General features: G+C 71.7%; 21 protein-coding genes. 12 read left to right on the forward strand and 9 right to left on the reverse strand.

Annotated elements, in window-relative coordinates; translation table 11 throughout:
- Window positions 1-94: 94 nt before the first annotated feature.
- The 4 genes from ACFY01_RS42685 (at window position 95) to ACFY01_RS42700 (ending at window position 3,471) form a co-directional block, all read left to right on the forward strand.
- Window positions 95-709, forward strand: a complete 615-nt coding sequence (locus ACFY01_RS42685; protein ID WP_390741162.1) for a TetR/AcrR family transcriptional regulator — start codon at window positions 95-97, stop codon at window positions 707-709.
- 98 nt (window positions 710-807) lie between these two features.
- A complete protein-coding gene (locus tag ACFY01_RS42690; RefSeq protein ID WP_390741163.1) occupies window positions 808-1,965 on the forward strand; it encodes an acyl-CoA dehydrogenase family protein in 1,158 nt (385 codons plus the stop codon).
- A gap of 34 nt (window positions 1,966-1,999) precedes the next feature.
- The gene (locus ACFY01_RS42695) at window positions 2,000-2,875 is read left to right on the forward strand and encodes an acyl-CoA thioesterase (RefSeq protein WP_390741164.1); all 876 of its coding nucleotides are present in this window, start codon (window positions 2,000-2,002) and stop codon (window positions 2,873-2,875) included.
- A gap of 236 nt (window positions 2,876-3,111) precedes the next feature.
- Window positions 3,112-3,471, forward strand: a complete 360-nt coding sequence (locus ACFY01_RS42700) for a hypothetical protein (RefSeq protein WP_390741165.1) — start codon at window positions 3,112-3,114, stop codon at window positions 3,469-3,471.
- An 82-nt stretch (window positions 3,472-3,553) separates the two neighbouring features.
- On the opposite strand, the gene ACFY01_RS42705 is transcribed toward ACFY01_RS42700, so the two are convergent.
- Entirely contained in the window at window positions 3,554-4,342 is a 789-nt protein-coding gene (locus ACFY01_RS42705; protein ID WP_132851434.1) for a phosphatase, read from the reverse strand.
- Between the two features lie 88 nt (window positions 4,343-4,430).
- Complete coding sequence (locus ACFY01_RS42710) at window positions 4,431-5,954, reverse strand: helix-turn-helix domain-containing protein (RefSeq protein ID WP_390741166.1); 1,524 nt, start codon at window positions 5,952-5,954, stop codon at window positions 4,431-4,433.
- Between the two features lie 130 nt (window positions 5,955-6,084).
- Here ACFY01_RS42710 and ACFY01_RS42715 point away from each other — a divergent pair, with 130 nt between their 5' ends.
- From ACFY01_RS42715 to ACFY01_RS42725, 3 genes are read left to right on the forward strand one after another with little or no spacing between them, the layout of a single operon-like run.
- Complete coding sequence (locus tag ACFY01_RS42715; protein WP_390741167.1) at window positions 6,085-7,545, forward strand: sodium:solute symporter; 1,461 nt, start codon at window positions 6,085-6,087, stop codon at window positions 7,543-7,545.
- 55 nt (window positions 7,546-7,600) lie between these two features.
- Window positions 7,601-8,581, forward strand: coding sequence for an agmatinase (speB, locus tag ACFY01_RS42720; RefSeq protein WP_390741168.1), 981 nt, complete (start codon window positions 7,601-7,603; stop codon window positions 8,579-8,581).
- Window positions 8,578-10,263, forward strand: a complete 1,686-nt coding sequence (locus ACFY01_RS42725; RefSeq protein ID WP_390741169.1) for a thiamine pyrophosphate-binding protein — start codon at window positions 8,578-8,580, stop codon at window positions 10,261-10,263. Before speB ends, ACFY01_RS42725 begins: the two co-directional genes overlap by 4 nt.
- Before the next feature lie 9 nt (window positions 10,264-10,272).
- On the opposite strand, the gene ACFY01_RS42730 is transcribed toward ACFY01_RS42725, so the two are convergent.
- The 4 genes from ACFY01_RS42730 to ACFY01_RS42745 all read right to left on the reverse strand — a co-directional run bounded on the left by ACFY01_RS42730 (window position 10,273) and on the right by ACFY01_RS42745 (window position 14,424).
- The gene (locus tag ACFY01_RS42730; RefSeq protein ID WP_390741170.1) at window positions 10,273-10,626 is read right to left on the reverse strand and encodes a peptidase inhibitor family I36 protein; all 354 of its coding nucleotides are present in this window, start codon (window positions 10,624-10,626) and stop codon (window positions 10,273-10,275) included.
- A 143-nt stretch (window positions 10,627-10,769) separates the two neighbouring features.
- A complete protein-coding gene (locus ACFY01_RS42735; protein WP_390741171.1) occupies window positions 10,770-11,144 on the reverse strand; it encodes a hypothetical protein in 375 nt (124 codons plus the stop codon).
- Window positions 11,145-11,205: 61 nt separating this feature from the next.
- Window positions 11,206-12,009 carry an endonuclease I family protein gene (locus ACFY01_RS42740; RefSeq protein ID WP_390741192.1) on the reverse strand — a complete coding sequence of 268 codons (804 nt, stop codon included), beginning with the start codon at window positions 12,007-12,009 and terminating at the stop codon, window positions 11,206-11,208.
- 165 nt (window positions 12,010-12,174) lie between these two features.
- Window positions 12,175-14,424, reverse strand: coding sequence for an ArnT family glycosyltransferase (locus tag ACFY01_RS42745; protein ID WP_390741172.1), 2,250 nt, complete (start codon window positions 14,422-14,424; stop codon window positions 12,175-12,177).
- A gap of 171 nt (window positions 14,425-14,595) precedes the next feature.
- Between ACFY01_RS42745 and ACFY01_RS42750 the strand changes: the two genes are divergently transcribed.
- The 4 genes from ACFY01_RS42750 (at window position 14,596) to ACFY01_RS42765 (ending at window position 20,960) form a co-directional block, all read left to right on the forward strand.
- Window positions 14,596-15,519 (forward strand): serine hydrolase, encoded by a 924-nt coding sequence (locus tag ACFY01_RS42750; RefSeq protein ID WP_390741173.1) that lies wholly within the window; start codon window positions 14,596-14,598, stop codon window positions 15,517-15,519.
- Between the two features lie 53 nt (window positions 15,520-15,572).
- Window positions 15,573-16,607, forward strand: coding sequence for an esterase-like activity of phytase family protein (locus tag ACFY01_RS42755; protein ID WP_390741174.1), 1,035 nt, complete (start codon window positions 15,573-15,575; stop codon window positions 16,605-16,607).
- A 140-nt stretch (window positions 16,608-16,747) separates the two neighbouring features.
- Window positions 16,748-20,479: an ABC transporter ATP-binding protein gene (locus ACFY01_RS42760; RefSeq protein ID WP_390741175.1), complete on the forward strand. Its 3,732-nt coding sequence runs from the start codon at window positions 16,748-16,750 to the stop codon at window positions 20,477-20,479.
- Window positions 20,480-20,567: 88 nt separating this feature from the next.
- Window positions 20,568-20,960, forward strand: a complete 393-nt coding sequence (locus ACFY01_RS42765) for a hypothetical protein (RefSeq protein ID WP_390741176.1) — start codon at window positions 20,568-20,570, stop codon at window positions 20,958-20,960.
- 26 nt (window positions 20,961-20,986) lie between these two features.
- On the opposite strand, the gene ACFY01_RS42770 is transcribed toward ACFY01_RS42765, so the two are convergent.
- The 3 genes from ACFY01_RS42770 to ACFY01_RS42780 form a co-directional block, all read right to left on the reverse strand.
- Window positions 20,987-21,613, reverse strand: coding sequence for a hypothetical protein (locus ACFY01_RS42770; protein WP_390741177.1), 627 nt, complete (start codon window positions 21,611-21,613; stop codon window positions 20,987-20,989).
- Window positions 21,614-21,724: 111 nt separating this feature from the next.
- Window positions 21,725-23,560, reverse strand: a complete 1,836-nt coding sequence (locus ACFY01_RS42775; protein ID WP_390741178.1) for a glycoside hydrolase family 3 protein — start codon at window positions 23,558-23,560, stop codon at window positions 21,725-21,727.
- Between the two features lie 275 nt (window positions 23,561-23,835).
- Window positions 23,836-24,243, reverse strand: coding sequence for a DUF3224 domain-containing protein (locus tag ACFY01_RS42780; protein WP_390741179.1), 408 nt, complete (start codon window positions 24,241-24,243; stop codon window positions 23,836-23,838).
- Window positions 24,244-24,334: 91 nt separating this feature from the next.
- On the opposite strand from ACFY01_RS42780, the gene ACFY01_RS42785 reads away from it, so the two are divergent.
- Complete coding sequence (locus ACFY01_RS42785; RefSeq protein ID WP_390741180.1) at window positions 24,335-25,330, forward strand: helix-turn-helix transcriptional regulator; 996 nt, start codon at window positions 24,335-24,337, stop codon at window positions 25,328-25,330.
- The last annotated feature ends 19 nt before the right edge of the window (window positions 25,331-25,349 follow it).

Raw genomic sequence — 25,349 nt, forward strand, 5'->3', positions numbered from 1 at the left:
CTGCGGTCCCCTCACCCAGTGATCGACTGTTAATGAGCGTTAACCATTTCCTCCAGGTTAACGACCGCTAACCTCGCTGTCTAGAATTGCTTCCATGGCCACGAGAACCGACGCCCCCACCCGACGCGAGCAGATCCTCAAGGAGGCCGCGCGGCTCTTCGCCGAGCGCGGCTTCCACGGGGTCGGCGTCGACGAGATAGGCGCCGCGGTGGGCATCAGCGGGCCCGGCCTCTACCGCCACTTCGCGGGCAAGGACGCGATGCTCGCCGAGCTGCTGGTCGGCATCAGCGGCCAGCTGCTGACCGGGGCCAAGCGGCGCCTGGCGGAGGCCGACGGCACGGCTGCCCCGGAGGCGGTCCTGGACTCGCTCATCGAAGGACACATCGACTTCGCGCTCGACGACCGTCCCCTCATCACCCTGCACGACCGCGAGCTGGACCGCCTCCGTGACAGCGACCGGAAGCTGGTCAGGCAGCTCCAGCGGCAGTACGTCGAGCTGTGGGTCGAGGTCGTCCGCGAGGTGTACCCGGACCTGACCGAACCGGCGGCCCGCTCGGCCGTGCACTCGGTCTTCGGCCTGCTGAACTCCACGCCGCACCTGGGTCGCGGCGGCTTCCTCCCGGGCCGGGGGGCCACCTCGGAGCTGCTGCACCGGATGGCGCGGGGCGCGTTCGCGGCGGCCTCGGGGGCCGGGGCCGCCCCGGCGTGACGAGCGTTACCCCGATCACTCTGGACCGCTTCCGTACTCGCCGGTACCTTTGATCTGAGCAAGCGCTTAGACATGCCGAAGTCCGTGGAGGTGGCGGAGTGCGCCGCACGCTGTTCAACGAGGATCACGAGGCGTTCCGGGAGACCATCCGCGCCTTCATCGAGGCCGAGGTCGTACCGGTGTACGACGAGTGGTTCGCCGCCGGCCAGGCGCCGCGCGACTTCTACTACAAGCTCGCCGAGCTGGGCGTCTTCGGCATCCGCGTCGACGAGGAGTACGGCGGCGCCGGCATCGACTCGTACAAGTTCGAGGCCGTCCTCTACGAGGAGACCGCCCGCGCGGGCATCACCTTCGGCGGCTCCGGCGTGCACGTGCTGCTCGGCCTGCCCTACATCAAGCTGCTCGCCAACGACGAGCAGAAGAAGCGCTTCCTGCCGAAGTTCGTCTCCGGCGAGGAGATGTGGGCGATCGCGATGACCGAGCCGGGCACCGGCTCCGACCTCGCGGGCATGAAGACCACCGCCAAGCTCTCCGAGGACGGCACGCACTACGTCCTCAACGGCGCCAAGACCTTCATCACCGGTGGCGTGCACGCCGACCGCATGATCGTCTGCGCCCGCACCGCGGCCCCCACCGCCGAGGACCGCCGCCACGGCATCTCCCTCTTCGTCGTGGACACCAAGGCCGAGGGCTACTCCGTCGGCCGCAAGCTCGACAAGCTCGGCCTGAAGACCTCCGACACCGCCGAGCTGGCGTTCGTCGACGTCAAGGTCCCCGTCGAGGACCTCCTCGGCGAGGAGAACAAGGGCTTCTACTACCTCGGCCACAACCTGGCCTCCGAGCGCTGGGGCATCGCCTTCGGTGCGTACGCGCAGGCCAAGGCCGCCGTCCGGTTCGCCAAGGACTACGTCCAGCAGCGCACCGTCTTCGGCCAGACCGTCGCGTCCTTCCAGAACACCAAGTTCGAGCTGGCCGCCTGCCAGGCCGAGGTGGACGCGGCCGAGGCCGTCGTGGACCGCGCGACCGAGGCCCTCGACGCCGGCGAGCTGACCCCCGCCGAGGCCGCCTCCGCGAAGCTGTTCGCCACCGAGGTCGCCCACCGCGTGATCGACCGCTGCCTCCAGCTGCACGGCGGCTACGGCTTCATGAACGAGTACCCGATCGCCCGCCTGTACGCGGACAACCGCGTCAACCGCATCTACGGCGGTACCAGCGAGATCATGAAGTCGATCATCGCGAAGGACATGGGTCTGTAGCCGCACGCGATCACCGGCGGATACAACCGACTCCATGAGCCAGGCACTCCAGGATCTCCTTGATCTGCTCGACCTCGAGCAGATCGAGGAGAACATCTTCCGCGGCCAGTCCCGGTCCGCCGTCGTCCCGCGGGTCTTCGGCGGGCAGGTCGCTGCCCAGGCGCTGGTCGCCGCCGGGCGCACGGTCCCCGCCGACCGGCACGCCCACTCCCTGCACGCCTACTTCCTCCGCCTCGGGGACCCCGGCGCGCCCATCGTCTACAACGTCGAGCGCATCCGTGACGGCCGCTCCTTCACCACCCGCCGGGTGGTCGCGATCCAGCACGGCAGGCCGATCTTCACCCTCTCCGCGTCCTTCCAGACGCACGAGGACGGCCTCGACCACCAGACCCCCATGCCGCCCGCGCCCGACCCGGCCACCCTGCCCACCTCCCAGCAGCGCCTGCGCGGCTACAGCCACCTCGACCCGCAGGTCGTCGAGCGCTTCATCGAGGCCCGCGAGGCGGTCGACCTGCGCTACGTGGACGAACCGCCGTACGGGAAGTTCGGCGAACCGCGCGAGCCGCACTCCCAGGTGTGGTTCCGCGCCAACGGCAAGCTGGAGGGCGCCATCGACATCCCCCTCCTGCACGTCGTCCTGGCCACCTACGTCTCCGACATGACCCTCCTCGACTCCGTGCTGCTCGCGCACGGCCGCGGCGGCTGGGCCGTCGGCGACGTCGTCGGGGCCTCGCTGGACCACGCGATGTGGTTCCACCGGCCGTTCCGGGCCGACGAATGGCTGCTGTACGACCAGGAGTCGCCTTCGGCGTACGGCGGCCGCGGTCTCGGCCAGGCCCGTATCTACACCCAGGACGGGCGGCTCGCCATCTCGGTCATCCAGGAGGGTGTCGTCCGCGTCCCACGGTGACCGTGTGGCGGTGGGCGCCTCCCGAGATGACGTGTGACGCATGCGGGACTAGGCTCTTGGAGTGAACGCCGCGATGCACGGGACGCCCGGCCGATCTGGATCCGGTGGCGCGCCCGCCATGAAAGCGCGGTGACATCTGAGACCGCGCCGCATTCTCACCTCGCGGCGGCGGCCATCCCATCTCGTGAGTCCACAGCGGAGCCGCGAGAGATGATGGAACGAAAGGTGTATTTCCCATGCGAGCACAACGCGCGAGGCGTCTCCTCGCGGCTTCCGCCGCAACCGTCCTGATGGCGGGCGGCGCCGCACTCGGCGCCGCGGGCGTCGCTTCGGCCGGTGACTGCGGCGACAACCACGACAACGGTGGTTACAGCTGGTCGGACGACGACAACGGCTATGGCGACAACGGCTATGGCGACGACGACTATGGCGACAACGGCGGCTACGACAACGGCGGCTATGGCGACCATGGCGACAACGGCGATCACGGCGGTGACCACGGCGACAACGGTGACCACGGCGGTGGCGACCACGGCGGCGGTGACCACGGTGGTGGCGACCACGGCGGCGGTGACCACGGCGGTGGCGGCTACTGAGGCCGCCCGCCCGGAGAAGTGAAAGGCGTGAGGTGCGGCCCCGTCAGCGGCGCCGCACCTCACGGTGTTCGCCCGCTCCCGGTCAGGCCAGGCCCGCCTCCGCCAGCAGATACGCCGTCAGCGGGTCGTAGTAACGCGGGCTGAGCACATGGTCGTCGAGGGGCACGGCCACCTGGAGGGTGCCCTCCGACTCGGCGAGGAACAGGGCCGGGTCGTTGCAGTCCGCGTAGCCCACGGAGTCGACACCGTGCTGGCCGGCGTACCCCGCCCAGCCGTGGTCGGCGACGACCAGGTCGGGCAGCGGGCGGCCCTCGCGCTCAAGTCCCGTCAGAATGGCCCGCATCGGCGCACCGGAGTGCGTGTGCCACAGCGTGGCGCCGTGCTCCAGCACCGCCACGTCCGCGAACTGCATCACGTACCCCTCCTCCGTCTGCAACCCGTCGGGGATGACGACGATCTCGCAGCCGGCGGCGCGCAACGCGACGGCCGTGGCCCGGTGCACGTCGAGCAGACCGCCGGGGTGGCCGGTGGCGAACAGCACCCGCTGCCGCCCGTCGGCCGCCTTGCGCAGCCGCGCCGCCATCCGCTCCAGGGCGTCGACGGTCAGTTCGGGGTCGATGGTGTCCTGCCCGTACCGGTGCTCCGCGTCGTCGTTGACACCGACCCGCTCCGCCATCACCGCCAGCACGTCCTGCTCGTCCCGCCAGCGGTCGCCGAGTTCCAGGCCGAGCCAGAAGTTGCGGTCGCCGTTGGCCAGCTTGCGGTAGTGGGAAAGGTTGTTCTCGCGGGGCGTCGCGACGTCGCCCGCGATACGGGTCTTCACAAGGTGGTCGACGAGCTCGGCGCGGCTGGGTGTCCCGGGTATCGGCATGTCTCCCATTGTGGGGCAGGGTCCCGTGCGCGTCCCTGGCTTACCACCTGCTGGGACGTGGGTCACGTCGCAGGTCAGCCCCGGTCGGTCACAGGTTCCGCAACGCGAACCACAACTCCATGCGTACGTCCGGATCGTCCAGGTCCGTGCCGAGGAGCGCCGCGCACCGGGCGATCCGTTGCCGGACGGTGTTGCGGTGCACCGACAGGGCCACCGCCGTACGGTCCCAACTGCCGTGCAGGGAAAGCCAGGCGCGCAGTGTCTCGGTGAGCGCGGGGTGCGCCGAGACCGGACCGAGGAGCGCCCGGGCGTGGCTCTCGGCCTCCCCGGGCGGCACCAGGTCGGCCAGGCCCGGGCGGCCGCCGTGCCGGACCAGCGCCGTGCGGGTGGCGCGGGCGCGGGCCAGGGCGCGGGCCGCCTGGGTGTCGGCGGCGGGCCAGTCGTCCGGCGCCACGGGGGCGCTGACACCGAGGGCCCAGCCGGGCTGCGCGGCCGGTTCCCGGTCGGCGGGCACCAGGACCCGTACGACGCCGTCCGCCAGGTCGACCAGCGCGGACCCGAGCGCGGCGCCCAGCGCCGAGGCGGCCACCGCGTCCGGGGCCTGCCCGTCCGGCCGCGCGTGCACGACGACCCACCGCCGGGCCCCGAGCAGCGGGGCCACGTCCTCGGGTGGGGCGCCGAGCAGCAGCCGGACCAGCGCCGACGAGCGGGCCGTGCCCGCGCCGCTCTGGTGCTCGCCGGTGAGGAGGGAGAGGAGGACGGCTGCGACGGAGGCGATGGTGTGGTCCCCGGGCTCACGCCGGTCGGAGGCGACCCCGAGGACGAAACCCTGACCGGTGCCGAGGGCGTAGACGGCGAGATGGGTGCCCAGGACGGTGTCCGTGGCGGAGGAAGGGGCGGCGGCGGAGGAGGAGGAAGGGCCGGGGGAGGGGCGGGAGGAGGGGCCGGCGGAGGAAGCCTGCGCCCCGGTGGGCCGTACGACCCCCGCCAGCCCGGCCAGCGCCTCCCGCACCTCCCGCGCCGTCTCCCGGCCCGCCGCCGCGATCTGCGCGCCGTCCGGGCCGTACAGCACCGCCCGGCCGCCCAGGCGCTGGGCCAGCCTGCGCAGCACCGAGGGCACCGGGTCGGGCCGGGAGGCGGCGGAGGCGAGGCTCTGCTGGGCCTCCGTGACCCGGCGCAGCTCGGCCAGGCGGGCCTGCGCCATCAGCTGCCAGACCGCGCGGGCCACGCCGGAGAACGTGGTCTGCGGCGGCACCTCCAGCAGGGGCAGCCCATGGGTGTCGCAGGCGGCGACCAGGGCCCGCGGCACCGAGTCGTGCACCGGCGCCAGCCCGAACCCGAGCGCGGCCCCGCCCGCGGCCACGATCCGGGACACGTAGTCGTCGAAGTAGGTCCCCGAACCCGCCGCCTCCGGCACGTGCACCCCCGCCGTCAGCAGCAGCTCGCCGCCCAGCAGGTACGGGTACGGGTCGGCCATCTCCGAGGTGTGCGCCCAGTGGATCACGATGCCGGGATCGTCCGGCCCCGCGATCCGCCTCAGGCCCAGGTCCTCCCTGGCCAGCAGGGCGACCAGCGGGACCGGTGGTGTGGGCGGTACGGGAGTGTCCGGCATGGTGGACGATTCCTCCATCCGGTATGGCGACTGTGGATGAAACCTACACTTCCAGGGCGCTTTTCAGCCACCTAGGGTCAACCCACGAACCACCACCTAGCCATGACGCGAGCAAGAAGGGTGGGCCCCCATGGCCGTCGACTACGCAGTGATCGTCGTCTATCTGACAGGCATGCTGGCCATGGGCTGGTGGGGCATGCGCCGCGCCCGCTCCAAGAGCGACTTCCTCGTCGCGGGCCGCCGACTAGGCCCCGCCATGTACTCCGGCACCATGGCCGCGATCGTCCTCGGCGGCGCGTCCACCATCGGCGGGGTGGGCCTCGGCTACAAGTACGGGCTCTCGGGGGCCTGGATGGTCCTCACCATCGGCCTCGGCCTGCTGGCCCTCTCGGTCTTCTTCTCCGCCCGCATCGCCCGCCTGAAGGTCTACACCGTCTCCGAGATGCTCGACCTGCGCTACGGCGGCCGGGCGGGCGTGATCTCCGGCGTCGTCATGTGGGCGTACACGCTGATGCTCGCGGTGACCTCCACCATCGCCTACGCCACGATCTTCGACGTCCTCTTCGACCTCAACCGGACCGTCGCGATCATCCTCGGCGGCTCGATCGTCGTCGCCTACTCCACGCTCGGCGGCATGTGGTCGATCACGCTGACCGACATGGTGCAGTTCGTGGTCAAGACGATCGGCGTACTGCTCCTGCTGCTGCCCATCGCCGTCGTCAAGGCGGGCGGCTTCTCCGAGATGAAGGCGAAGCTGCCGACCACGTACTTCGACCCGCTGGGCATCGGCGGCGAGACGATCTTCACCTATGTGCTGATCTACACCTTCGGCATGCTGATCGGCCAGGACATCTGGCAGCGCGTGTTCACCGCCCGCAGCGACACGACCGCGAAGTGGGGCGGCACGGTGGCCGGAACCTACTGTCTGGCCTACGCCCTCGCCGGCGCCGTGATCGGCACCGCCGCCAAGGTGCTCTACCCCGACCTGGGCAGCGCCGACGACGCCTTCGCCACCATCGTCAAGGACGAACTCCCCGTCGGCGTGCGCGGGCTGGTGCTCGCCGCCGCCCTCGCCGCCGTGATGTCCACCTCCTCCGGCGCGCTGATCGCCTGCGCCACCGTCGCCAACAACGACATCTGGTCCCGGCTGCGCGGCGCCGTCCGGCCCACCGGGGACGAACACGACGAGGTCAGGGGCAACCGCGCCTTCATCCTCGTCATGGGCCTCGGCGTGATCGGCACGGCCATCGCCCTCAACGACGTCGTCGAGGCGCTGACCGTCGCCTACAACCTGCTCGTCGGCGGGCTGCTCGTCCCGATCCTCGGCGGCCTGCTGTGGAAGCGGGGCACCGTGCAGGGCGCGCTCGCCTCGGTGATCGTCGGCGGCCTCGCGGTGATCGGCCTGATGGCCGGGTACGGCATCCTCGCCAACGAGCCCGTCTACCTCGGCCTGTCCGCGTCGCTCGTCGCCTACGTCGCCGTGTCCCTGGCGACCCGGCCCACCGACGCCGCCGTCCTCGCCGCCTGGCGCGAACGCCTCGCGGGACGGAACCCCGAACCCTTGTCCGAACCGGTGCCGGCGCACCAGTAGAGTCGTACAACAAGACGTACATACGCGACGAAGCGTAGGAAAGAAGGCAGTACTCATGAGCGGCAACGAGACGCCCCGCGGCCCCGTCGACTCCTCCCGCATCCCGCGGTACGCCGGACCCGCGACCTTCGCGCGGCTGCCCCGCCTCGACGAGGTCGGCACCGCCGACGTCGCCGTGGTCGGCGTGCCCTTCGACTCCGGCGTCTCGTACCGGCCGGGCGCCCGCTTCGGCGGCAACGCCATCCGCGAGGCGTCCCGGCTGCTGCGCCCCTACAACCCGGCACAGGACGCCTCCCCCTTCGCCCTCGCCCAGGTCGCCGACGGCGGCGACATCGCGGTGAACCCCTTCAACATCCACGAGGCCGTGGAGACCATCGAGGCCGCCGCGGACGAACTGCTCGGCACCGGCGCCCGCCTGATGACCCTCGGCGGCGACCACACCATCGCGCTGCCCCTGCTGAGGTCCATGGCCAAGAAGCACGGCCCGGTCGCCCTGCTCCACTTCGACGCCCACCTCGACACCTGGGACACCTACTTCGGCGCCGAGTACACCCACGGCACCCCCTTCCGCCGCGCGGTCGAGGAGGGCATCCTCGACACCTCCGCCCTCTCACACGTCGGCACCCGCGGCCCGCTGTACGGCAAGCAGGACCTCACCGACGACGAGAAGATGGGCTTCGGCATCGTCACCTCCGCGGACATCTACCGCCGGGGCGCCGACGAGGTCGCCGACCAGCTGCGCCAGCGCATCGGCGACCGCCCGCTGTACATCTCCATCGACATCGACTGCCTCGACCCGGCGCACGCCCCCGGCACCGGCACCCCCGAGGCGGGCGGCATGACCTCCCGCGAGCTGCTGGAGATCCTGCGCGGGCTGGCGTCCTGCAACCTGGTGTCGGCGGACGTCGTCGAGGTGGCCCCCGCGTACGACCACGCGGAGATCACGTCGGTGGCCGCGTCCCACACGGCGTACGAACTGGCCACGATCATGACCCGGCAGATCGCGGCGGCGAAGCAGGAGAAGGCAGCCAAGTGACCCACGACCACGACCTGGTACTCCGCCCGACGCCCGCCCAGACGGAGGCCGCGCTGAACCCTCCCCCCGGCCGCAACGGCGGAGACCTCGTCGTGGAGACCCTGACCGGTCTCGGCGCGACCACCGTCTTCGGCCTGCCCGGCCAGCACGCGCTGGGCATGTTCGACGCCCTGCGCCGCTCCGCGCTGCGGTACGTCGGCCTGCGGGTGGAGAACAACGCGGGGTTCGCGGCCGACGCGTACGGCCGGATCACGGGCGAGGCGGCCCCGCTGCTGCTGTCGACCGGCCCGGGAGCCCTCACCTCCCTGGCCGCGCTCCAGGAGGCGGCGGCCGCTTCGGCGCCCGTACTGGCGATCAGCAGCCAGATCCCGACGGCGGGCCTCGGCGGCGGCCGCCACGGTTACCTGCACGAACTCCCGGACCAGGCGGCCTCGTTCCGGGGCGTCGTCAAATCGGTCCACACCGTCCGGGCCCAGTCCCAGATCCCGTCCGCCGTCGCCGCGGCCTGGAAGTCGGCGCTCACGGCTCCGCACGGCCCGGTGTGGGTGGAGATCCCGCAGGACGTCCTGCTGGCGGAGACGACCCTGCCGGTGGTGACGGCGCCGGACGCCACCCCCGACGAGCTGCCCCCGCGCCCCGAACTGACCGCCGTTGCAGCGGAGTTGCTCTCCTGCGCCGCCCGCCCGGCGATCATCGCGGGCGGTGGAGCGGTACGGGCGGACGCCTCCGGCAAGCTGAGGCAGCTCGCCGAGAGGCTCCAGGCGCCGGTGGTGACGACGTTCGGCGGCAAGGGCGCGTTCCCCTGGGAGCACCCCCTCTCCCTCCAGTCCTGGCTGGAGGACCGCCACACGACGGACTTCCTTCAGGACGCGGACGTCCTCCTCGTCGTCGGCTCCGGCCTCGGCGAACTCTCCTCCAACTACCACACGTTCAAGCCCCGCGGCCGCGTGATCCAGATCGAGGCGGACCTCGGCAAGCTGGAGTCCAACCACCCGGCCCTCGGCATCCACGCCGACGCGCGCCTCGCGGTCCAGGCGCTGCTGGAGACGGTGCGGGAGCGCACCGACGAGACGGCGCACGAGCGCGTGCGCACGGTGCTCGCCAAGGTCGGCGAACGGATCGCCTCCCAGGAACTGACCCTGGAACAGGACGTGCTGGCGTCGGTCCGCCGAGCCCTGCCCGCCGACTCCCCGTCCTTCTGGGACATGACGATCCTGGCCTACTGGGCCTGGTCCGCCTTCGACCCCAGGGGCGCGAACACCATGCACTCCGCCCAGGGCGCCGGCGGCCTCGGCTACGGCTTCCCGGCGGCCCTGGGCGCGGCCGCCGCCGACCCGACCCGCCCGGTGCTCGCGGTGTCCGGCGACGGCGGCGCCCTGTACTCGATCGCCGAACTGGCCACGGCCAAGCAGTACGACCTGCCGGTCACCTGGCTCATCGTCGACGACGGCGGCTACGGCATCCTGCGCGAGTACATGACCGACGCCTTCGGCCAGCCGACGGCGACGGAACTGACCCGCCCGGACTACGTGGCCCTCGCGGAGTCCTTCGGCGTCCCCGGGGTCCGCACGACCCCGGAGACCCTGGAGGCGGACCTGGCCAAGGCCCTGTCGACGCCTGGGCCGTCGGTGGTCGTACTCCCGGCGGTACTGCGGATGTTCGCGCCGACGCACCTGGACTGAGAGGCCGTATCAGCAGGCCCCCGGGCCCACTCCGTCGATACGGCCGCCGAAGTCACCGAGGTAGCGGGAGCGCCAGTCGCCGTTGAAGACGTCCCGCTTCTCGACCGGCTGCCAGTTGATGAAGCAGGCCCTGGTGCTGGAGACGGCCGAGCCGACGTGGTCGTGGAGGAAGGACGGCATGTCGCGGTAGCCGCTGCGGGAGGTCCACTCCCAGGTGCTGCCGCTGAAGCCCTCCCCGCTCCAGAAGCACACCGACCCGTCGGGACAGGATGGCTGGGCGACCCGGGCCGAGGCCGTCTGGGCGGGCAGCACGAGCGCGGTCAGGGCGAGAACGGCGGCGAGGGACCAGGAACGAAGCTTCACGAGACTCTCCGAAAAGGGGAGTTGGCAAGCCCCGGCGGATCTGCCGGGGCCTCGCCATGCTCCTGCCCGGCGGCCGGGACACGCCCGGGAGCAAGATCGGTATCACCGGTGTGAGCGAACTAGTAGGACTGCTCGTTCACTTGTCACTTCATGGCGTCCCGGTACTCGACCTCGTAGATTCCTTGCTGCGTACGGAACGCATGTTGGAAGTCGTCGGCGTCCGAGGAGAAGCTTGCGGGGACCCCGCCGGGTGGCAGGAATTCCGGTATGCGCAGCCACAGCGCGTCGGCGGCCTTGGTCCGAGGCGGTCTGCGGGTACGCGCACCGACGAGGTGTTCCGGTGCCTTGTCGAGCTGCTCCGTGATCAGGCGACCCGGATTTCTGCGAACGGCCTCCAGCACTTCCTTGCTCGCGAGTTTCTCGCGGTCCCCGCTCCTCGTGTACCCGACGACCCTCAGTATGTGCAGCGTCGCCCACAGCTGGCCGCACAGGTACGCGTTGCTCGGCTTCTCCGTCATGGGCGGATCACTACCCCTGCGCGGTTTCCCGAGAACCCCGTGCGGCCGGCGCGCGGCAGTCCTACCAGATCGCGTCCACCCACTCCGGGTGGTCGATGAACGGGTTGCGGTTGTGCTGGTAGGAGTCGTAGATGACCTGGTTGCGGTGCTCCTCGAAGGCGTCCGGCGGGTCTTCGTCGTTCCACTTCTTCAAGATCGACAGCTTGCCGATGTACGGGTTGCTGCCGTTGTTGACCTTGTCGTCGGGCTCCAGGTTCGCGAAGCCGTCGTCGCCCTCGTAGCGGACCGCCATGTAGAGGATCATGCGGGCCACGTCGCCCTTGACGGCGTCGCGGGGCTCGAAGGAGTCCGAGTCGGCCTTGCTGCCGCCGCTGTTGGTGAAGGTGGAGCCGCCCTCGTCGAAGTCGAGGTTGGCGCGCTTGCCGTTGACCGCGACGTCCTCCGGGCGGATGTGGTGCAGGTCGGTGCCGGGGCCGGTGGAGGTGGTGAGGTCGCCGTGGGAGATCGCCCACACGTGCTCGCGGTTCCAGTCGCCGGTGGCACCGCCGTTGAGCGACTTGCTGCGGGAGATGCCCGAGTACAGCAGGATCACGTTGCCGCTGTTGTTCGGGTCCTGGTCGGTCACCTTCAGCGCGTCCCACAACTGGGAGTAGGACAGCTTGCTCTGGCTGCTGATGATCGTGTGCAGGGACGACTTCAGGCCGGTGCCGGTCTTGCCGATCGCGTTCTTGTAGTACGTCGAGTCGTACGAGGTCGTCGTCGCCGCGGCCGGGGCCGCCGTCAGCGTCGGAGCGGTGAGGCCGACCAGGACGGCGGCCGTGGTCAGGGCCACCGACTTCCATCGGCGGGGGAGCGTCGCCAGCATCATGTGGGGTCCGTTCTACGCGGGTTGACCGGAGGCGGCATCCGGAGCGTGACATGAACATGCACGCGACGCAATGAACGTGAGGTGTCGGTTCGGTGACACGACGAACGGCCCCTGACAGGAGTGGTGATCAGGGGCCGTTCAGCTGGGGGAGCCGGGCAGGCGTCAGCTCACGTCGGACGGGTCCAGGCGGTAGACGGTCGAAGTGTTAGAGGAGCTGGAGGAGTTGGCGGAACCGGAGGACTTCGACGAGCCGGTCGACGACGAACCCTTGCCGTACGCGCTCTCCTTCACCGCCGTCCCGTGCTTCTGCACCCACGACGTCACCGCGGAGCTGAGGCTGTTGTTGCCCCCGCCCGGGCCGCCGCCCATGCCGCCGCCACCGACCTGGACGTAGTGCAGCTCGCCCTTCTTCACCAGTTCCTCCAGCTTGGCGACGGTCATCGCGTTGTCGCTGCCGGTGAAGCCCCACATGGAGATGACGGGCTGCCTGGTGCTGAGCTCGATCTGGGCCGCGCTCTGGGAGTTGGACACCGCCAGCAGCCACTTGGCGCCGTCCTGGTGCTTCTTCAGGTAGGCGATGAGCTCGCTGCTCGCGCCGCCGCCCATGCCTCCACCGCCGGGGCCGCCGGTGCGGGTTCCGGTGCCTGTACCTGAACCCGTGCCGCCCGGGGGCGTACCGCCGTTGGTGCCGCTGGGCGGGCCGCCCGCCTCCGCGTTCCCGCCGCCCTGCCGGCCGCCCGGGAAGCCCCCGCCCTGCGGGAGTTCCCCGTTGCCCCCGCCCGGCGTCATCTGGCCGCCCGGGGCGCCCTGTTGGCCGCCCTGCTGCGGCATCTCCCCGCCTCCCGGGAACCCGCCGCGGCCACCGCCTCCGCCGCCCCCACCGGGCCCGGCGCCGAAGCCGTTGCCCGTGGACGGGCCGGCCGTCGGGTTCGTGCCGCCCATTCCGCCACCGCCCGACTCCGACGGCACCGACCAGGCGTACGCCGCCGGGCCCGCGACCGCCGCGACGACCGCCGCCGCCCCCGAGGCCGCCAGCAGCCGCACCCGGCTGCCCGAGCGGAAGACCAGCAGGCCCACGATCGCCGCCGCCATGACGACGCCGATCACCGGCCACAGCCAGGTGTTCCAGCCGGAGGCCCGGCGCAGCAGCACGATCGCCCAGACGCCGGTGACACCGAGGGCGACGGGCAGCACCCACGCCCACCGCCTGTCGGCGCGGAAGGCGCGCAGCAGCATCAGGCCGCCGCCCCCGCACAGCACCGCGATGCCGGGCGCGAGCGCGGTCGTGTAGTACGGGTGCATGGTGCCCTCGGCCATGGCGAACGTCAGGTAGTGCAGGGCCGTCCAGCCGCCCCACAGCACCAGCGCGGCACGCGTGAGGTCGGTGCGCGGCGCCCTGCCGCACAGCACCAGGCCGGCGACGCAGGCGATCGCGGCGAAGGGGATCAGCCAGGAGATCTGGCCGCCGAGGATGTCGTTGAAGAGGCGGCCGAGCCCGGCGGTGCCGGAGAAGCCTCCGCCTCCGCCTCCGCCGCCCCCGCCGTTGCCCTCGCCGCCGAAGACCCGGCCGAGGCCGTTGTAGCCCATGATGAGGTCCCAGGCGGTGCCGTCCGTGGAGCCGCCGATGTACGGGCGGTCGGAGGCGGGCACGAGGGACACCGCGGCCGCCCACCAGAAGCTGGAGACGGCCAGGACCACGGCCGCGAGCGCGAGGTTGACGATCCGCTTCACCAACGGGAGCCGGGTCGCGTACAGATAGACCGCGAAGACGGCGGGCAGCGCGATGTAGCCCTGGAGCATCTTCGTGTTGAACGCGAGGCCGAAGCAGGCCGCCGAGCACAGCAAGGGCAGCAGCCGGCCGTTCGTCACCGCGCGCAGCCCCAGCGCGGCCGCGCCGGTCATCAGCAGCACCAGCAGCGTGTCGGGGTTGTTGTCCCGGTTGATGGCCACCGTGATCGGGGTCAGGGCGAGCACCAGCGCGGCGATCGCCGCCGCGCCGTGCCCCCACACCCGCTTCACGGAGGAGTGCAGGATCCAGATGGTGGCCAGCGCGGCCACGATCATCGGCGCCATCATCTGCCAGGTGCCGAACCCGAAGATCCGGCAGGACAGGCCCATGACCATGAGCGCGAGGGGCGGCTTGTCGACGGTGAGGAAGTTGCCCGCGTCCAGCGAGCCGAAGAACCACGCCTTCCAGCTCTGCGTGCCGCTCAGGACGGCCGCGCTGTAGAAGCTGTTGAGGCTGGATCCGGACAGGTTCCAGGAGTAGAGAACCGCCGCCAGGACCAGGATCGCGATCAGCGCGGGCAGCGACCAGCGGGGTGCGGCGCCCGGGGCCGTCGCGGGCGGGACGGGCGCCGGCGGGTCGGGGGTCACGGTCGGGTGGGGGTGTGGATCGGTGGCAGATGTCACGGGCGCAGCCTGCCGGGCGGGCGTGGGTGGGGGCTGTGCCGTACCTGGCCGCTGGCTGTGAATACGCACTGGGCGCGGTAATGCCCGTTGGGCAACTCCTTGTACAGCCTTTGCCTGATGATCAGCTGCGCTCGTACAACCATTCACTCGAATCTGTGAGTCATCTGGGGCATGACTCACAGGACTTCCAGGAGGGCCAGGGTGCTGGCGGCCGCCGTCGGCGCCGCGGTACTCATACCGGGGGTCGTCGCCGCGACCCCGGCCGCCGCGACGACCCCCACGGTCAGTTGCACGTCCGCGAAGGCGGGCCTGGCCGACAAGTTGAAGAAGGACATCACGGCGGCCCTCGCGAACCGCAGGGGCACCGTCGCCGTCGGGCTCTACGACCGCTCCACCAAGACGACCTGCACGCTGCGCCCGACCACGTCCTACGACTCGGCCAGCACCGTCAAGGTCACCGTGCTCGCCACGCTGTTGTGGGACGCGAAGAAGCACAACCGGTATCTGACGAGCACCGAGCAGTCGCTCGCCAAGGCCATGATCACGCAGTCGGACAACGCCGCGACCAGCAAGCTGTGGAAGCAGCTGGGGCTGACGAAGATCAAGGGCTTCCTGGCCGCCGCCGGGATGACCAAGACCACGCCGGGCGCGGACGGCTACTGGGGTCTGACCCAGGAGAACGTGACCGACGAGCAGAAGCTGCTGGGGCTCGTCACCGCCAAGAACACCGTGCTGAGCGACAACTCCCGCGCCTACATCCTGAAGCTCATGGGCCAGGTCGTCTCCTCGCAGCGCTGGGGCACGCCCGCCGGGGCGCCGTCGACCGTCTCCGTGCACGTCAAGAACGGCTGGCTGCAACGCTCCACGCACGGCTGGCGGGTGCACAGCCTCGGCACCTTCAACGGCGCCGGACACGACTACATGATCAGCGTGCTGACGCAGGACAACAGCACCATGGACTACGGCGTCGCCACCATCCAGAACGTGGCCAAGGCCATCCACAAGGACCTGGTGCCGACCACGTCGGGCACGGCGACCTACACCCCGACCAGCACGCCCCGCGAGGCGTTCGTGGCGGTTCCGGAACAGGGCTGACGCTTCACGAGGCGGTCTCCCGCAGGCCACCGGACCGTTCTACGGTGACGCCCATGCGCCTGAGAACCGTACTCGTCACCCTCACTGCCGGCCTGGCGGCGGCCACTTGTCTGGCCGTCGCCGGGCCCGCCGACGCGGCTCGGACCAACACCGCCGCGGACCACGCCTGTTCGCCCGCCGTCTCGATCGACCGCTTCTCCGACGCGCTCGACAAGACCAGGTACCAGGGCGACTTCGTCGGCAACTTCTCCGCCCTCGCCACGGACCGCGACGGCACCCTCGCCGCCCTCTCCGACCGCTCGTCCCTGTTCTCCCTGGACGCGAAGACCCTCGCGCCGAAGGCCCTCGTCCCGCTCGCCGACGAGAACGGGACCGTCCTCGACTCCGAGGGCCTGGTCATCGACGGGGACGGCACCCGGCTGATCACCTCCGAGACCGAGCCGTCCGTCCGCCGCTACTCCCGCGACGGCCATGTCCTCGACCGCCTCCCGGTCCCGCCCTCCCTCCTCGTCGCGCCGGCCGGCCGGGCCACGTCGAACCAGACCTTCGAGGGCCTGACCCTCCTGCCCGGCGGCCACACCCTGCTGGCGTCCATGGAGTACTCGATCTCCGGCGACACCGCCGGCACCGTCCGCTTCCAGACCTGGCAGCGGACGAAGGGCGACCACTTCAGGCTCGGCGCCCAGTACGCCTACCGCACCGACTCCGGCCTCGGCGTCCCCGAGGTCCAGGCGACGCCGGACGGCCGCCTGCTGGTCCTGGAGCGCGGCTTCACCCCCGGCGTCGGCAACACGGTCCGCCTCTACCTGGCCGACCCGCGGCACGCCACCGACACCAGCGGCATCGAGAACCTGACCGGTCAGGCGGGCGTCCACCTGATCAGGAAGACCCTGCTCACCGACATCGCCACCTGCCCCGCCCTGGGCGCCACCGCCAAGCAGCCCCAGCCCAACCCCCTCCTCGACAACATCGAGGGCATGACGGTCACGGGCCGGGCGCACGGCCGGCTGAAGGTATTGCTGGTGAGCGACGACAACCAGAACACGGCGCAGACGACCCGCTTCTACTACCTGCGGGTACGTATCTGATACCTGCGGGTACGTGTCTGACATGTCCGGTTCCCGCTGTTGTTTTGTTGCGGAGGGATGAAATCCGCTTCTTTTCGCGTTGGTGCCTTCCGTAGACCAGGACCGGATCAGGACCGGACCGGATCAACGGAGGGCACCGCGTGACACCGCAACGGGGATGGGCACGTCGACTGGCCGGATACGCGTGGCGGTATCCGAAGGACGTCGTCCTCGCCCTCGGCGCCTCGCTCGCCGGCATGGCCGTCATGGCGGTGGTGCCGCTGGTCACCAAGGTCATCATCGACGACGTGATCGGCGACCACAGCCGGCGCATGGCCCCCTGGGCGGGCGCCCTCATCGCGGCCGCGCTCCTCGTCTACGCCTCGACCTACGTCCGCCGCTACTACGGCGGCCGCCTCGCCCTCGACGTCCAGTACGACCTGCGGACCGAGATGTACGGGACGATCACCCGCCTCGACGGCCGCCGCCAGGACGAGCTGTCCACCGGACAGGTGGTCGGCCGGGCCACCAGCGACCTCCAGCTGATCCAGGGCCTGCTCTTCATGTTGCCGATGACCATCGGCAACGTCCTGCTCTTCCTGATCTCCCTGGTGATCATGGCCTGGCTGTCGCTGCCGCTGACCCTGGTCGCCATCGCGGTCGCCCCCGCGCTCGGCTGGATAGCCAAGCGCAGCCGCTCCAAACTGCACCCCGCCACCTGGTACGCGCAGGCCCAGGCCGCCGCCGTCGCGGGCGTGGTCGACGGCTCGGTCAGCGGCGTACGCGTGGTCAAGGGCTTCGGGCAGGAGGAGCAGGAGACCGGAAAGCTGCGTGAGGTCGGCCGCCGCCTCTTCGCCGGACGTCTGCGCACCATCCGTCTGAACAGCAAGTACACCCCGGCCCTCCAGGCCGTCCCCGCGCTCGGCCAGGTCGCCATGCTGGCGCTGGGCGGCTGGCTGGCCGTACGCGGCCACATCACGCTCGGCACCTTCGTCGCCTTCTCCGCCTACCTCGCGCAGCTCGTCGGCCCGGTCCGGATGCTCGCCGTGGTCCTCACCATCGGCCAGCAGGCCCGCGCGGGCACCGAGCGGGTACTGGAGCTGATCGACACCGAGCCGTCGATCAAGGAAGGCACCAAGACCCTCCCCGCCGACGCCCCCGCGACCGTCGAGTTCGACGACGTGTCCTTCGGCTACGCCCACGCCTCCGGCCGGACCAGCCCCGTGCTCCAGGGCCTGAGCTTCGAGATCCGCCCCGGCGAGACCCTCGCCTTCGTCGGCTCCTCCGGCTCCGGCAAGTCCACGGTCTCCCTGCTGCTGCCGCGCTTCTACGACGTCACCCACGGCGCCGTCCTGATCGGCGGCCACGACGTGCGCGAGCTGACCTTCGACTCGCTGCGGGCCGCGATCGGCCTGGTGCCCGAGGACTCCTTCCTGTTCTCTGACAGCGTCCGCAACAACATCGCGTACGGCCGACCCGATGCCACCCAGGAAGAGATCGAGGCCGCCGCCCGCGCCGCCCAGGCCGACCGGTTCATCACCGAGCTGCCCGACGGCTACGACACCAAGGTCGGCGAGCACGGCCTGACCCTCTCCGGCGGCCAGCGCCAGCGCGTCGCGCTCGCCCGCGCGATCCTCACCGACCCCCGGCTGCTCGTCCTGGACGACGCGACCTCCGCCGTGGACGCCCGCGTCGAGCACGAGATCCACGAGGCGCTGAAGCAGGTGATGCGCGGCCGGACGACGCTGCTGATCGCACACCGCCGTTCCACGCTCAACCTCGCCGACCGCATCGCCGTCCTCGACGGCGGCCGTCTCGCCGACATCGGCACCCACGAGGAACTACAGGAACGTTCCGCCCTCTACCGCAGCCTGCTCACCGACCCGGACGAACTGGGCGGCGTCTCCCCGGGCCACGCCCAGCCCGCCGCGCCCGAGGAGGACACCTCCCTGCGCGACGAACTCGACGCCGAGTTCGACGTCGAGCGGGGCGTCACCCCCCGCCTGTGGACCGGCGACCGCGAGCCCAAGGACACCGCACTCGCCGGCACCCCGGCCACCCCGGAGCTCCTCGCCCAGGTAGAGGCGCTGCCCCCGGCCACCGACACCCCCGACATCGACGAGGCGCGGGCGGTCCGCCCGGAGGCCTCCTACGGCCTGCGACGCCTGCTGCGCGGCTTCGGCCCGCCCCTCCTCGTCAGCCTGCTGCTGGTCGCCGTGGACGCCGGCATGGGCCTGGCGCTGCCGGTCCTGATCCGGCACGGCATCGACCAGGGCGTCAACCGGGTGGCCCTCGGCGCCGTGTGGTCGGCCTCCCTGCTCGCCCTGCTCGCCGTACTCGTGCAGTGGGCCGCGCAGATCGGCGAGACCCGGATGACCGGCCGCACCGGCGAGCGCGTCCTGTACTCCCTGCGCCTGAAGATCTTCGCCCAGCTCCAGCGCCTCGGCCTCGACTACTACGAGCGGGAGCTGACCGGCCGGATCATGACCCGGATGACGACGGACGTCGACGCCCTGTCCACCTTCCTCCAGACGGGCCTGGTCACGGCGTTCGTCTCGGTCGTCACCTTCTTCGGCATCATGGTCGCCCTGCTGGTCATCGACGTACAGCTCGCGCTGGTCGTCTTCGCGACCCTGCCCCCGCTGATCGTCGCCACGTACTTCTTCCGCCGGGCGAGCGTGAAGGCCTACGAACTCGCCCGTGAGCGCGTGTCGGTGGTCAACGCCGACCTGCAGGAGTCGGTGTCCGGGCTGCGGATCGTGCAGGCCTTCCGGCGCGAGCGGGACGGCGGGCGCCGGTTCGCCGAACGCAGCGACAGCTACCGGAGCGCCCGCATCCGCGGCCAGTGGCTGATATCCGTCTACTTCCCCTTCGTCCAGCTGCTGTCCTCGGTCGCCGCGGCCTCCGTGCTGATCGCGGGCGCGGGCCGGATCGAGGCGGCCACGCTGACGACCGGCGCGCTCGTCGCCTACCTGCTCTACATCGACCTGTTCTTCGCCCCCGTCCAGCAGCTCTCCCAGGTCTTCGACGGCTACCAGCAGGCGACGGTGTCGCTGGGCCGCATCCAGGAACTCCTCCAGGAGCCGACGTCCACCCGGTCCGCCGAGAAACCGCTGGAGGTGCCCTCGCTCCAGGGGGACATCGCCTTCGAGGACGTGCACTTCGCCTACGGCGACGGTGAGGAGGCGCTGGGCGGCATCGACCTCACCATCTCCGCCGGCCAGACCGTCGCCTTCGTCGGCGAGACCGGAGCGGGCAAGTCGACCCTGGTGAAGCTGGTGGCACGGTTCTACGACCCCACCCGCGGCCGGGTGACGGTCGACGGCACCGACCTGCGCGCCCTGGACCTGACCTCGTACCGCCACCGCCTCGGCGTGGTCCCCCAGGAGGCGTACCTCTTCCAGGGCACCGTCCGCGACGCCATCGCCTACGGCCGCCCCGACGCCACCGACGCCGAGGTGGAGGCCGCGGCCCGGGCGGTCGGCGCCCACGACATGATCGCCACGCTCGACGGCGGCTACCTGCACGAGGTCGCCGAACGCGGCCGCAACCTCTCGGCGGGCCAGCGCCAGCTCATCGCCCTCGCCCGCGCCGAACTGGTCGACCCCGACATCCTGCTCCTCGACGAGGCCACCGCGGCCCTCGACCTCGCCACCGAGGCCCAGGTCAACCAGGCGACGGACCGCCTGACGGGCCGCCGCACCACCCTCGTCGTCGCCCACCGCCTGACCACCGCCGCCCGCGCCGACCGGGTCGTGGTGATGGACCACGGCCGCGTCGCCGAGGACGGCACCCACGAGGAACTGCTCGCCCGGGACGGCCGGTACGCCGAACTGTGGCGGACGTTCATCGGCCAGGCCGAGCCGGAGGAGCCGGTCGGGGTGTCCCGCTGACGGTCGTGCAACCATCCGACATATGTCGTGCGTCCGTACATCAGTACGTTCATGGCTGGTGCATGACCGATGTACGGGAGGGACCACAGTGGACAGTGGTGCGATACGCCGGCGCCTGGCGCTCGGCACGGCCGTCCTGGCCGCATCCGGGGTGTTCGCGCTCGCGGCGCCGGGCAGCGCCCAGGCGGCGACGCAGACGTCCTGCGCCGGGCGCGAGGTGAGAACCCTGCCCTTCTCCACCGGCAGCGTGCACGTCTACAAGCGCAACGGCTACGTCTGCGCGGTCACCGTCCCCAAGAAGGCCGGCGCCAAGCGCGCGATGTCGGTCAGTGTGCAGGCCCGCGGCAACCGTCCCGTCGTCGACAGGGGCCGCTACGCCCACCTGGCGGGCCCGGTGACGGTGCACGCCGGCCACCGCTGCGTGTGGATCAAGGGCTCGGTGAGCCGCGGCTCGGTGAGCTCGGGCTGGATCCTGTGCTGAACCGCTGAGGCCGCCCCCCCGTCCCGTCACACCCGCCGCGCGCACCCCACCGGGTTCCGGCCGCCGAGCTGGACGTAGAGGGCGGTGGACGCGGGGCACCGGCCGCGGGTCGCCACCGCCTTGATGACCTTGTACTGGGGTTTCCGTGCGCCCGAGCCGTCGCAGGGTGTCTCGCGGACCTGGTCACTGCCGGAGCCGTAGACGCAGTCGCCGGGGATGGTGCGGGGGCCGCCTCCGCCCCCGGGATCGCCGGGGTGCGGGGGTTCGAGGTCGCGCATGCAGGCGTAGCCCTGGGGGATGCTGCCGTCGCCGTCCTCGCCGGCGGACGGGCTCTGGGCGCTGATGTGCAGCACGAAGTCGGTGGTCGGCGGGCACAACGGGCCGTCGGCCGCGGTGCCGTCGTAGCGGGCGACGACCCGGGCCGCCGCCCGCTCGCCGGCGCACGGCACCTCGGTGAAGCTGGTGGTCCCGAAGGAGCTGCACTCGCCCATGCCGAGGAACTCGGCGCCGTAGCCGGTGGTCGGGGTGGGTGTGGCCGCCCCGGCCGGGGTGCCGTCCGCGGCGGGCCCCGGGGCGTCCTGGCAGCCCGTCAGCAGGGCCAGGGGCAGTGCGCACAGCCCGCACACCAGCCCCACCAAACGCCTCGCGCGCATCGCCATCCCCCCAGACACCTCGACCAGCGTGACCCGCGGCGACAGGCCACGCCAGGCGTATCGGAGGCTTTCCGCCCTTTGTGGGCGTTACGCACCTTGCGTGACGTACGTCTAGTACGTCAGCCCGTGCCCGATGGGATACAGCACCTGTGTCGGATCGTCCGCCCGCTGCACCGGCACCGGCAGTTTCCCGCGCGGCCGGACCTGCCCGGTGATCACCCGGGCGGCGGCACGCAGTTCGACGTCCGTCCAGGAGTACGTCGCCAGGTACGACCCGACGGCGGGGAGCACGGCGATGTCGTACGGGTTGCGGACCGCGACCGCCACCACCGGCCTGCCCGTCCCGACGAGCCGGTCCACGAGCGTCTTCTGACCACTGCTCGCCGTGACGTTGTACGTCGCCACGACCACCGCGTCCACGTCCTGCGCGGCCCTCACCGCCTGGGCGACGGCGGCGTCCGAGGGAGCCGTGCCCGTCGACAGGGCCGTGGCCGTGAAGCCCAGCTCGGTCAGGGCGGCGGCCAGCACTCCGGTGGGCGGGCCCGTGGTGCCGGACGGGGAGGCCGGGTCGGCGCCCACCACCAGCAGCCTGGGGTGGGTGCGCCGGGACAGCGGGAGCAGTCCGCCCTCGTTGACCAGGAGCGTGGTGGTGCGTTCGGCGATGCGGGCTGCGGCCCTCAGGTGCCGCGGGGTGCCGACGGTGCGGTCCACATCGTCCGTGCTGACGTACGGCCGGTCCAGCAGCCCCAGCTTCGCCTTCAGCCGCAGAATCCGCAGGATCGATTCGTCCAGCCGCGCCTCGGTCAGCTCACCCTCCCGGACCGCCGCGAGCACGGCCTTGAACGCCACGTCGATGGACGGCGGGTTGAGCAGCTGGTCGACGCCCGCCTTCAGCGCGAGCACCGGCACCCGGTCGTCCCCGTACTTGGTGCGGACACCCTGCATGCCGAGGGAGTCGGTGACCACGACCCCGTCGTAGCCGAGTTCCCCGCGCAGGATGCCGGTGAGGACGGGGTGGGACAGGGTCGCCGGGTCACCGGAGTCGTCGAGGGCCGGGAACTGGATGTGCGCGGTCATCACCGAGTCGATGCCCGCCCGGATCGCCGCCCGGAACGGCACCGCGTCCAGCTTCTCCCACAGCTCACGGCTGTGCGTGATCACCGGAAAGCCGAAGTGGCTGTCCACGGCGGTGTCCCCGTGCCCCGGGAAGTGCTTGGCGGTCGCCGCCACCCCGGCCGCCTGGTACCCCCTCACCTCGGCCGCCACCAGATCGGCCGCGGCCTGAGGATCGGCGCCGAAGGACCGCACGCCGATGACCGGGTTGGCCGGGTTGACGTTCACGTCCGCGTCGGGGGAGTAGTCCTGGCGGATGCCCAGCGCGCGCAGCTCCGCCCCGGAGATCCGGCCGAGGGTGCGGGCGTCGGTACGGGAGCCGCCGGCGCCGATCGCCATCGCGCCCGGGAACAGCGTCGCGGGCTTGCCGACACGGCACACGGCACCGTGCTCCTGATCGGTGCTGATGAGCACCGGCAGCCCGCGGGACTGGCCCAGCGAGGCCTGCTGGATGCCGTTGGACAGGTCCGCGATCTGACGGGGGTCCCGGGTGTTGTGCGCCCAGGTGAAGTAGATGATGCCGCCGACCCGGTACCTGGCGATCAGCTCGGCGGCCGTCCGTACGCCGAGCTCCTTGAGGTTGGCGTCGATGTCGGCCTGGTCGGGGGCGGTGGCCGAGTGGCCGTACACCCGCATCACGAAGAGCTGACCGACCTTCTCCTCCAGCGTCATGCGGGAGATGAGCGCGTGGAGCCTCTGGTCGTCGGGCTTCTTGTCCTGCGCTGCGGCGTGCGCGGTGCCGCTGACGGTCGCGGCGGCGGTGAGGCCGGCGGTCGCGGCGAGGACGGTACGTCTGGAGGGGCGTGCGGTGCTTCCCGTGCCGGTGTGGTGCACGTGCGCTCCTTCCGGTCCACTGAAGGAAACTTCCGAGAAGTCACCCATATCCGGGAAGTTTCTGCCAGTCAAGGGAACGCACAGCGCGTGGCCCCGGAAGGGGGCCGCCATCGGCGCAGTTGGAGGGGGCGCGCCGATGGCGGTGTGCTGCCGGGCGCGGTGCGGCGGAGAGGGTGGTCAGCGATCGCAGCCAGCAGCGAGGGCCGACACCGCACCGCGTGGACTCGTCCGGCAGTTCGCGGGTTGGACGGGGCGGGGCCGGGGTGGGTTCCCACTCAGTCCAGGTCGTAGTCGAAGGAGTACGGGAAGGGTGTCTCGCCGGGTCGGTAGGTGAAGGTTCCGGTGCCGCGCAGCCCGGCCAGCTCCCCGGTGCCGGACCCCGGCACCACCTCGAAGGAACAGCGCACCGAGCCGTCGGCCTCGAACGCCCCGCGCTCCTCCAGCACGAAGCTCCCCGCCCGCCCGTCGAGCCGCCCCGCCAGCAGCTCCATGCCGGTGAACGTCCCGGTCTTCCCGGTGGTGTAGACGATCGTGTACTCGCAGGTCGTGCCGGCCGCCTCGATGCCGCCGGTGAAGGCGTTGGTGACGGAGGCGTGGGCGAGCCGCGGGAGGGGCTCCTGCGGGCCGGCCGGGTTCTCCTTCCAGTCGGCGTAGGAGATGTCACCGGTGGTGTGCGTGGGCATGCGGGTCCTTTCGCTGGGGCGCCGTGCGGTGCCCGCCCCAGCCTGGCCGCCGTACCTGACACCTTCTGTCAGGTACCGGGAGAATGCCGCCATGCGCGCCGACCGGCTCCTCTGCCTGCTCCTGCTGCTCCAGAACCGCGGCCGGATGACCGCGCCCGAACTCGCCGCGGAGCTGGAGGTGTCGGTCCGCACGGTCTACCGGGACATCGAGGCACTGGGCGCCTCGGGCGTGCCGGTCCTCTCCGACCGCGGCCCCGCCGGCGGCTACCGCCTCATGGACGGCTACCGCACCCGGCTGACCGGCCTCACCGACGCCGAGGCCGACGCCCTCTTCCTCGCCGGCGCACCCGGGCCGGCGCGGGACCTGGGCCTCGGCGCCGTCCTCGCCACCGCCCAGCTGAAGCTGCGCGCGGCCCTTCCGGCCGAACTCGCCGACCGCACCCGGCGCGTCCAGGAACGCTTCCACCTCGACACCCCGGCCTGGTTCCGGGACGCCGACCCGGTCCCGTACCTGGAGCCGGTGGCCCGGGCGGTGTGGGAACAGCGGGTGCTGCACGCGCACTACCGCCGCTGGCGCGGGGAGGTGCGGCGCGAACTGCGGCCCCTGGGGCTCGTGCTCAAGGGGGGCAACTGGTACCTGGTGGCACTGGCGGACGCACGGAACGCGGCCGTGGGGGCCGTACGGACCTACCGGATGTCCCGGTTCGTGACCGTCGACCTGACGGCCGACACCTTCGAACGCCCCGCCGGATTCGATCTGGCCGCCCACTGGGCGGAGTCCTCCCGGAACCTGGAGCAGGCGCTCCACGCGGACACCGCGCGCCTGCGGATCTCACCCCGGGCCCAGCGGCTGCTGCCGATGCAGTTCGGGGCGCTGGGCAGGCAGGCCCTGGACGGTGCCGGGCCGCCCGACGGCGAGGGCTGGGTCGAGGTGGAGATGCCGGTCGAGACCCAGGCCGTCGCGGTCACCGACCTGCTGCGGCTCGGCCCGGAGGCGGAGGTGCTCGGCCCGCCCGGGCTGCGGCAGGCGGTCACGGAGGCGGTGGCCGCGCTGGCCCGCCGCTACGGACTGACCGCGCCGGGCTGAACCCGCCCGCCGCGAGGGC

The organism is Streptomyces sp. NPDC001480 (genome assembly GCF_042894725.1).
Lineage (GTDB): Bacteria > Actinomycetota > Actinomycetes > Streptomycetales > Streptomycetaceae > Streptomyces.

Excerpts from the sequence above, each read along its gene's own strand:
- ACFY01_RS42685 (WP_390741162.1), top strand. The coding sequence starts at position 95 with ATGGCCACGAGAACCGACGCCCCCACCCGACGCGAGCAGATCCTCAAG.
- ACFY01_RS42695 (WP_390741164.1), top strand. The coding sequence starts at position 2,000 with ATGAGCCAGGCACTCCAGGATCTCCTTGATCTGCTCGACCTCGAGCAG.
- ACFY01_RS42700 (WP_390741165.1), top strand. The coding sequence starts at position 3,112 with ATGCGAGCACAACGCGCGAGGCGTCTCCTCGCGGCTTCCGCCGCAACC.
- ACFY01_RS42705 (WP_132851434.1), bottom strand. The coding sequence starts at position 4,342 with ATGCCGATACCCGGGACACCCAGCCGCGCCGAGCTCGTCGACCACCTT.
- ACFY01_RS42710 (WP_390741166.1), bottom strand. The coding sequence starts at position 5,954 with ATGCCGGACACTCCCGTACCGCCCACACCACCGGTCCCGCTGGTCGCC.
- ACFY01_RS42715 (WP_390741167.1), top strand. The coding sequence starts at position 6,085 with ATGGCCGTCGACTACGCAGTGATCGTCGTCTATCTGACAGGCATGCTG.
- speB (WP_390741168.1), top strand. The coding sequence starts at position 7,601 with ATGAGCGGCAACGAGACGCCCCGCGGCCCCGTCGACTCCTCCCGCATC.
- ACFY01_RS42735 (WP_390741171.1), bottom strand. The coding sequence starts at position 11,144 with ATGACGGAGAAGCCGAGCAACGCGTACCTGTGCGGCCAGCTGTGGGCG.
- ACFY01_RS42740 (WP_390741192.1), bottom strand. The coding sequence starts at position 12,009 with ATGCTGGCGACGCTCCCCCGCCGATGGAAGTCGGTGGCCCTGACCACG.
- ACFY01_RS42750 (WP_390741173.1), top strand. The coding sequence starts at position 14,596 with ATGACTCACAGGACTTCCAGGAGGGCCAGGGTGCTGGCGGCCGCCGTC.
- ACFY01_RS42755 (WP_390741174.1), top strand. The coding sequence starts at position 15,573 with ATGCGCCTGAGAACCGTACTCGTCACCCTCACTGCCGGCCTGGCGGCG.
- ACFY01_RS42770 (WP_390741177.1), bottom strand. The coding sequence starts at position 21,613 with ATGCGCGCGAGGCGTTTGGTGGGGCTGGTGTGCGGGCTGTGCGCACTG.
- ACFY01_RS42780 (WP_390741179.1), bottom strand. The coding sequence starts at position 24,243 with ATGCCCACGCACACCACCGGTGACATCTCCTACGCCGACTGGAAGGAG.
- ACFY01_RS42785 (WP_390741180.1), top strand. The coding sequence starts at position 24,335 with ATGCGCGCCGACCGGCTCCTCTGCCTGCTCCTGCTGCTCCAGAACCGC.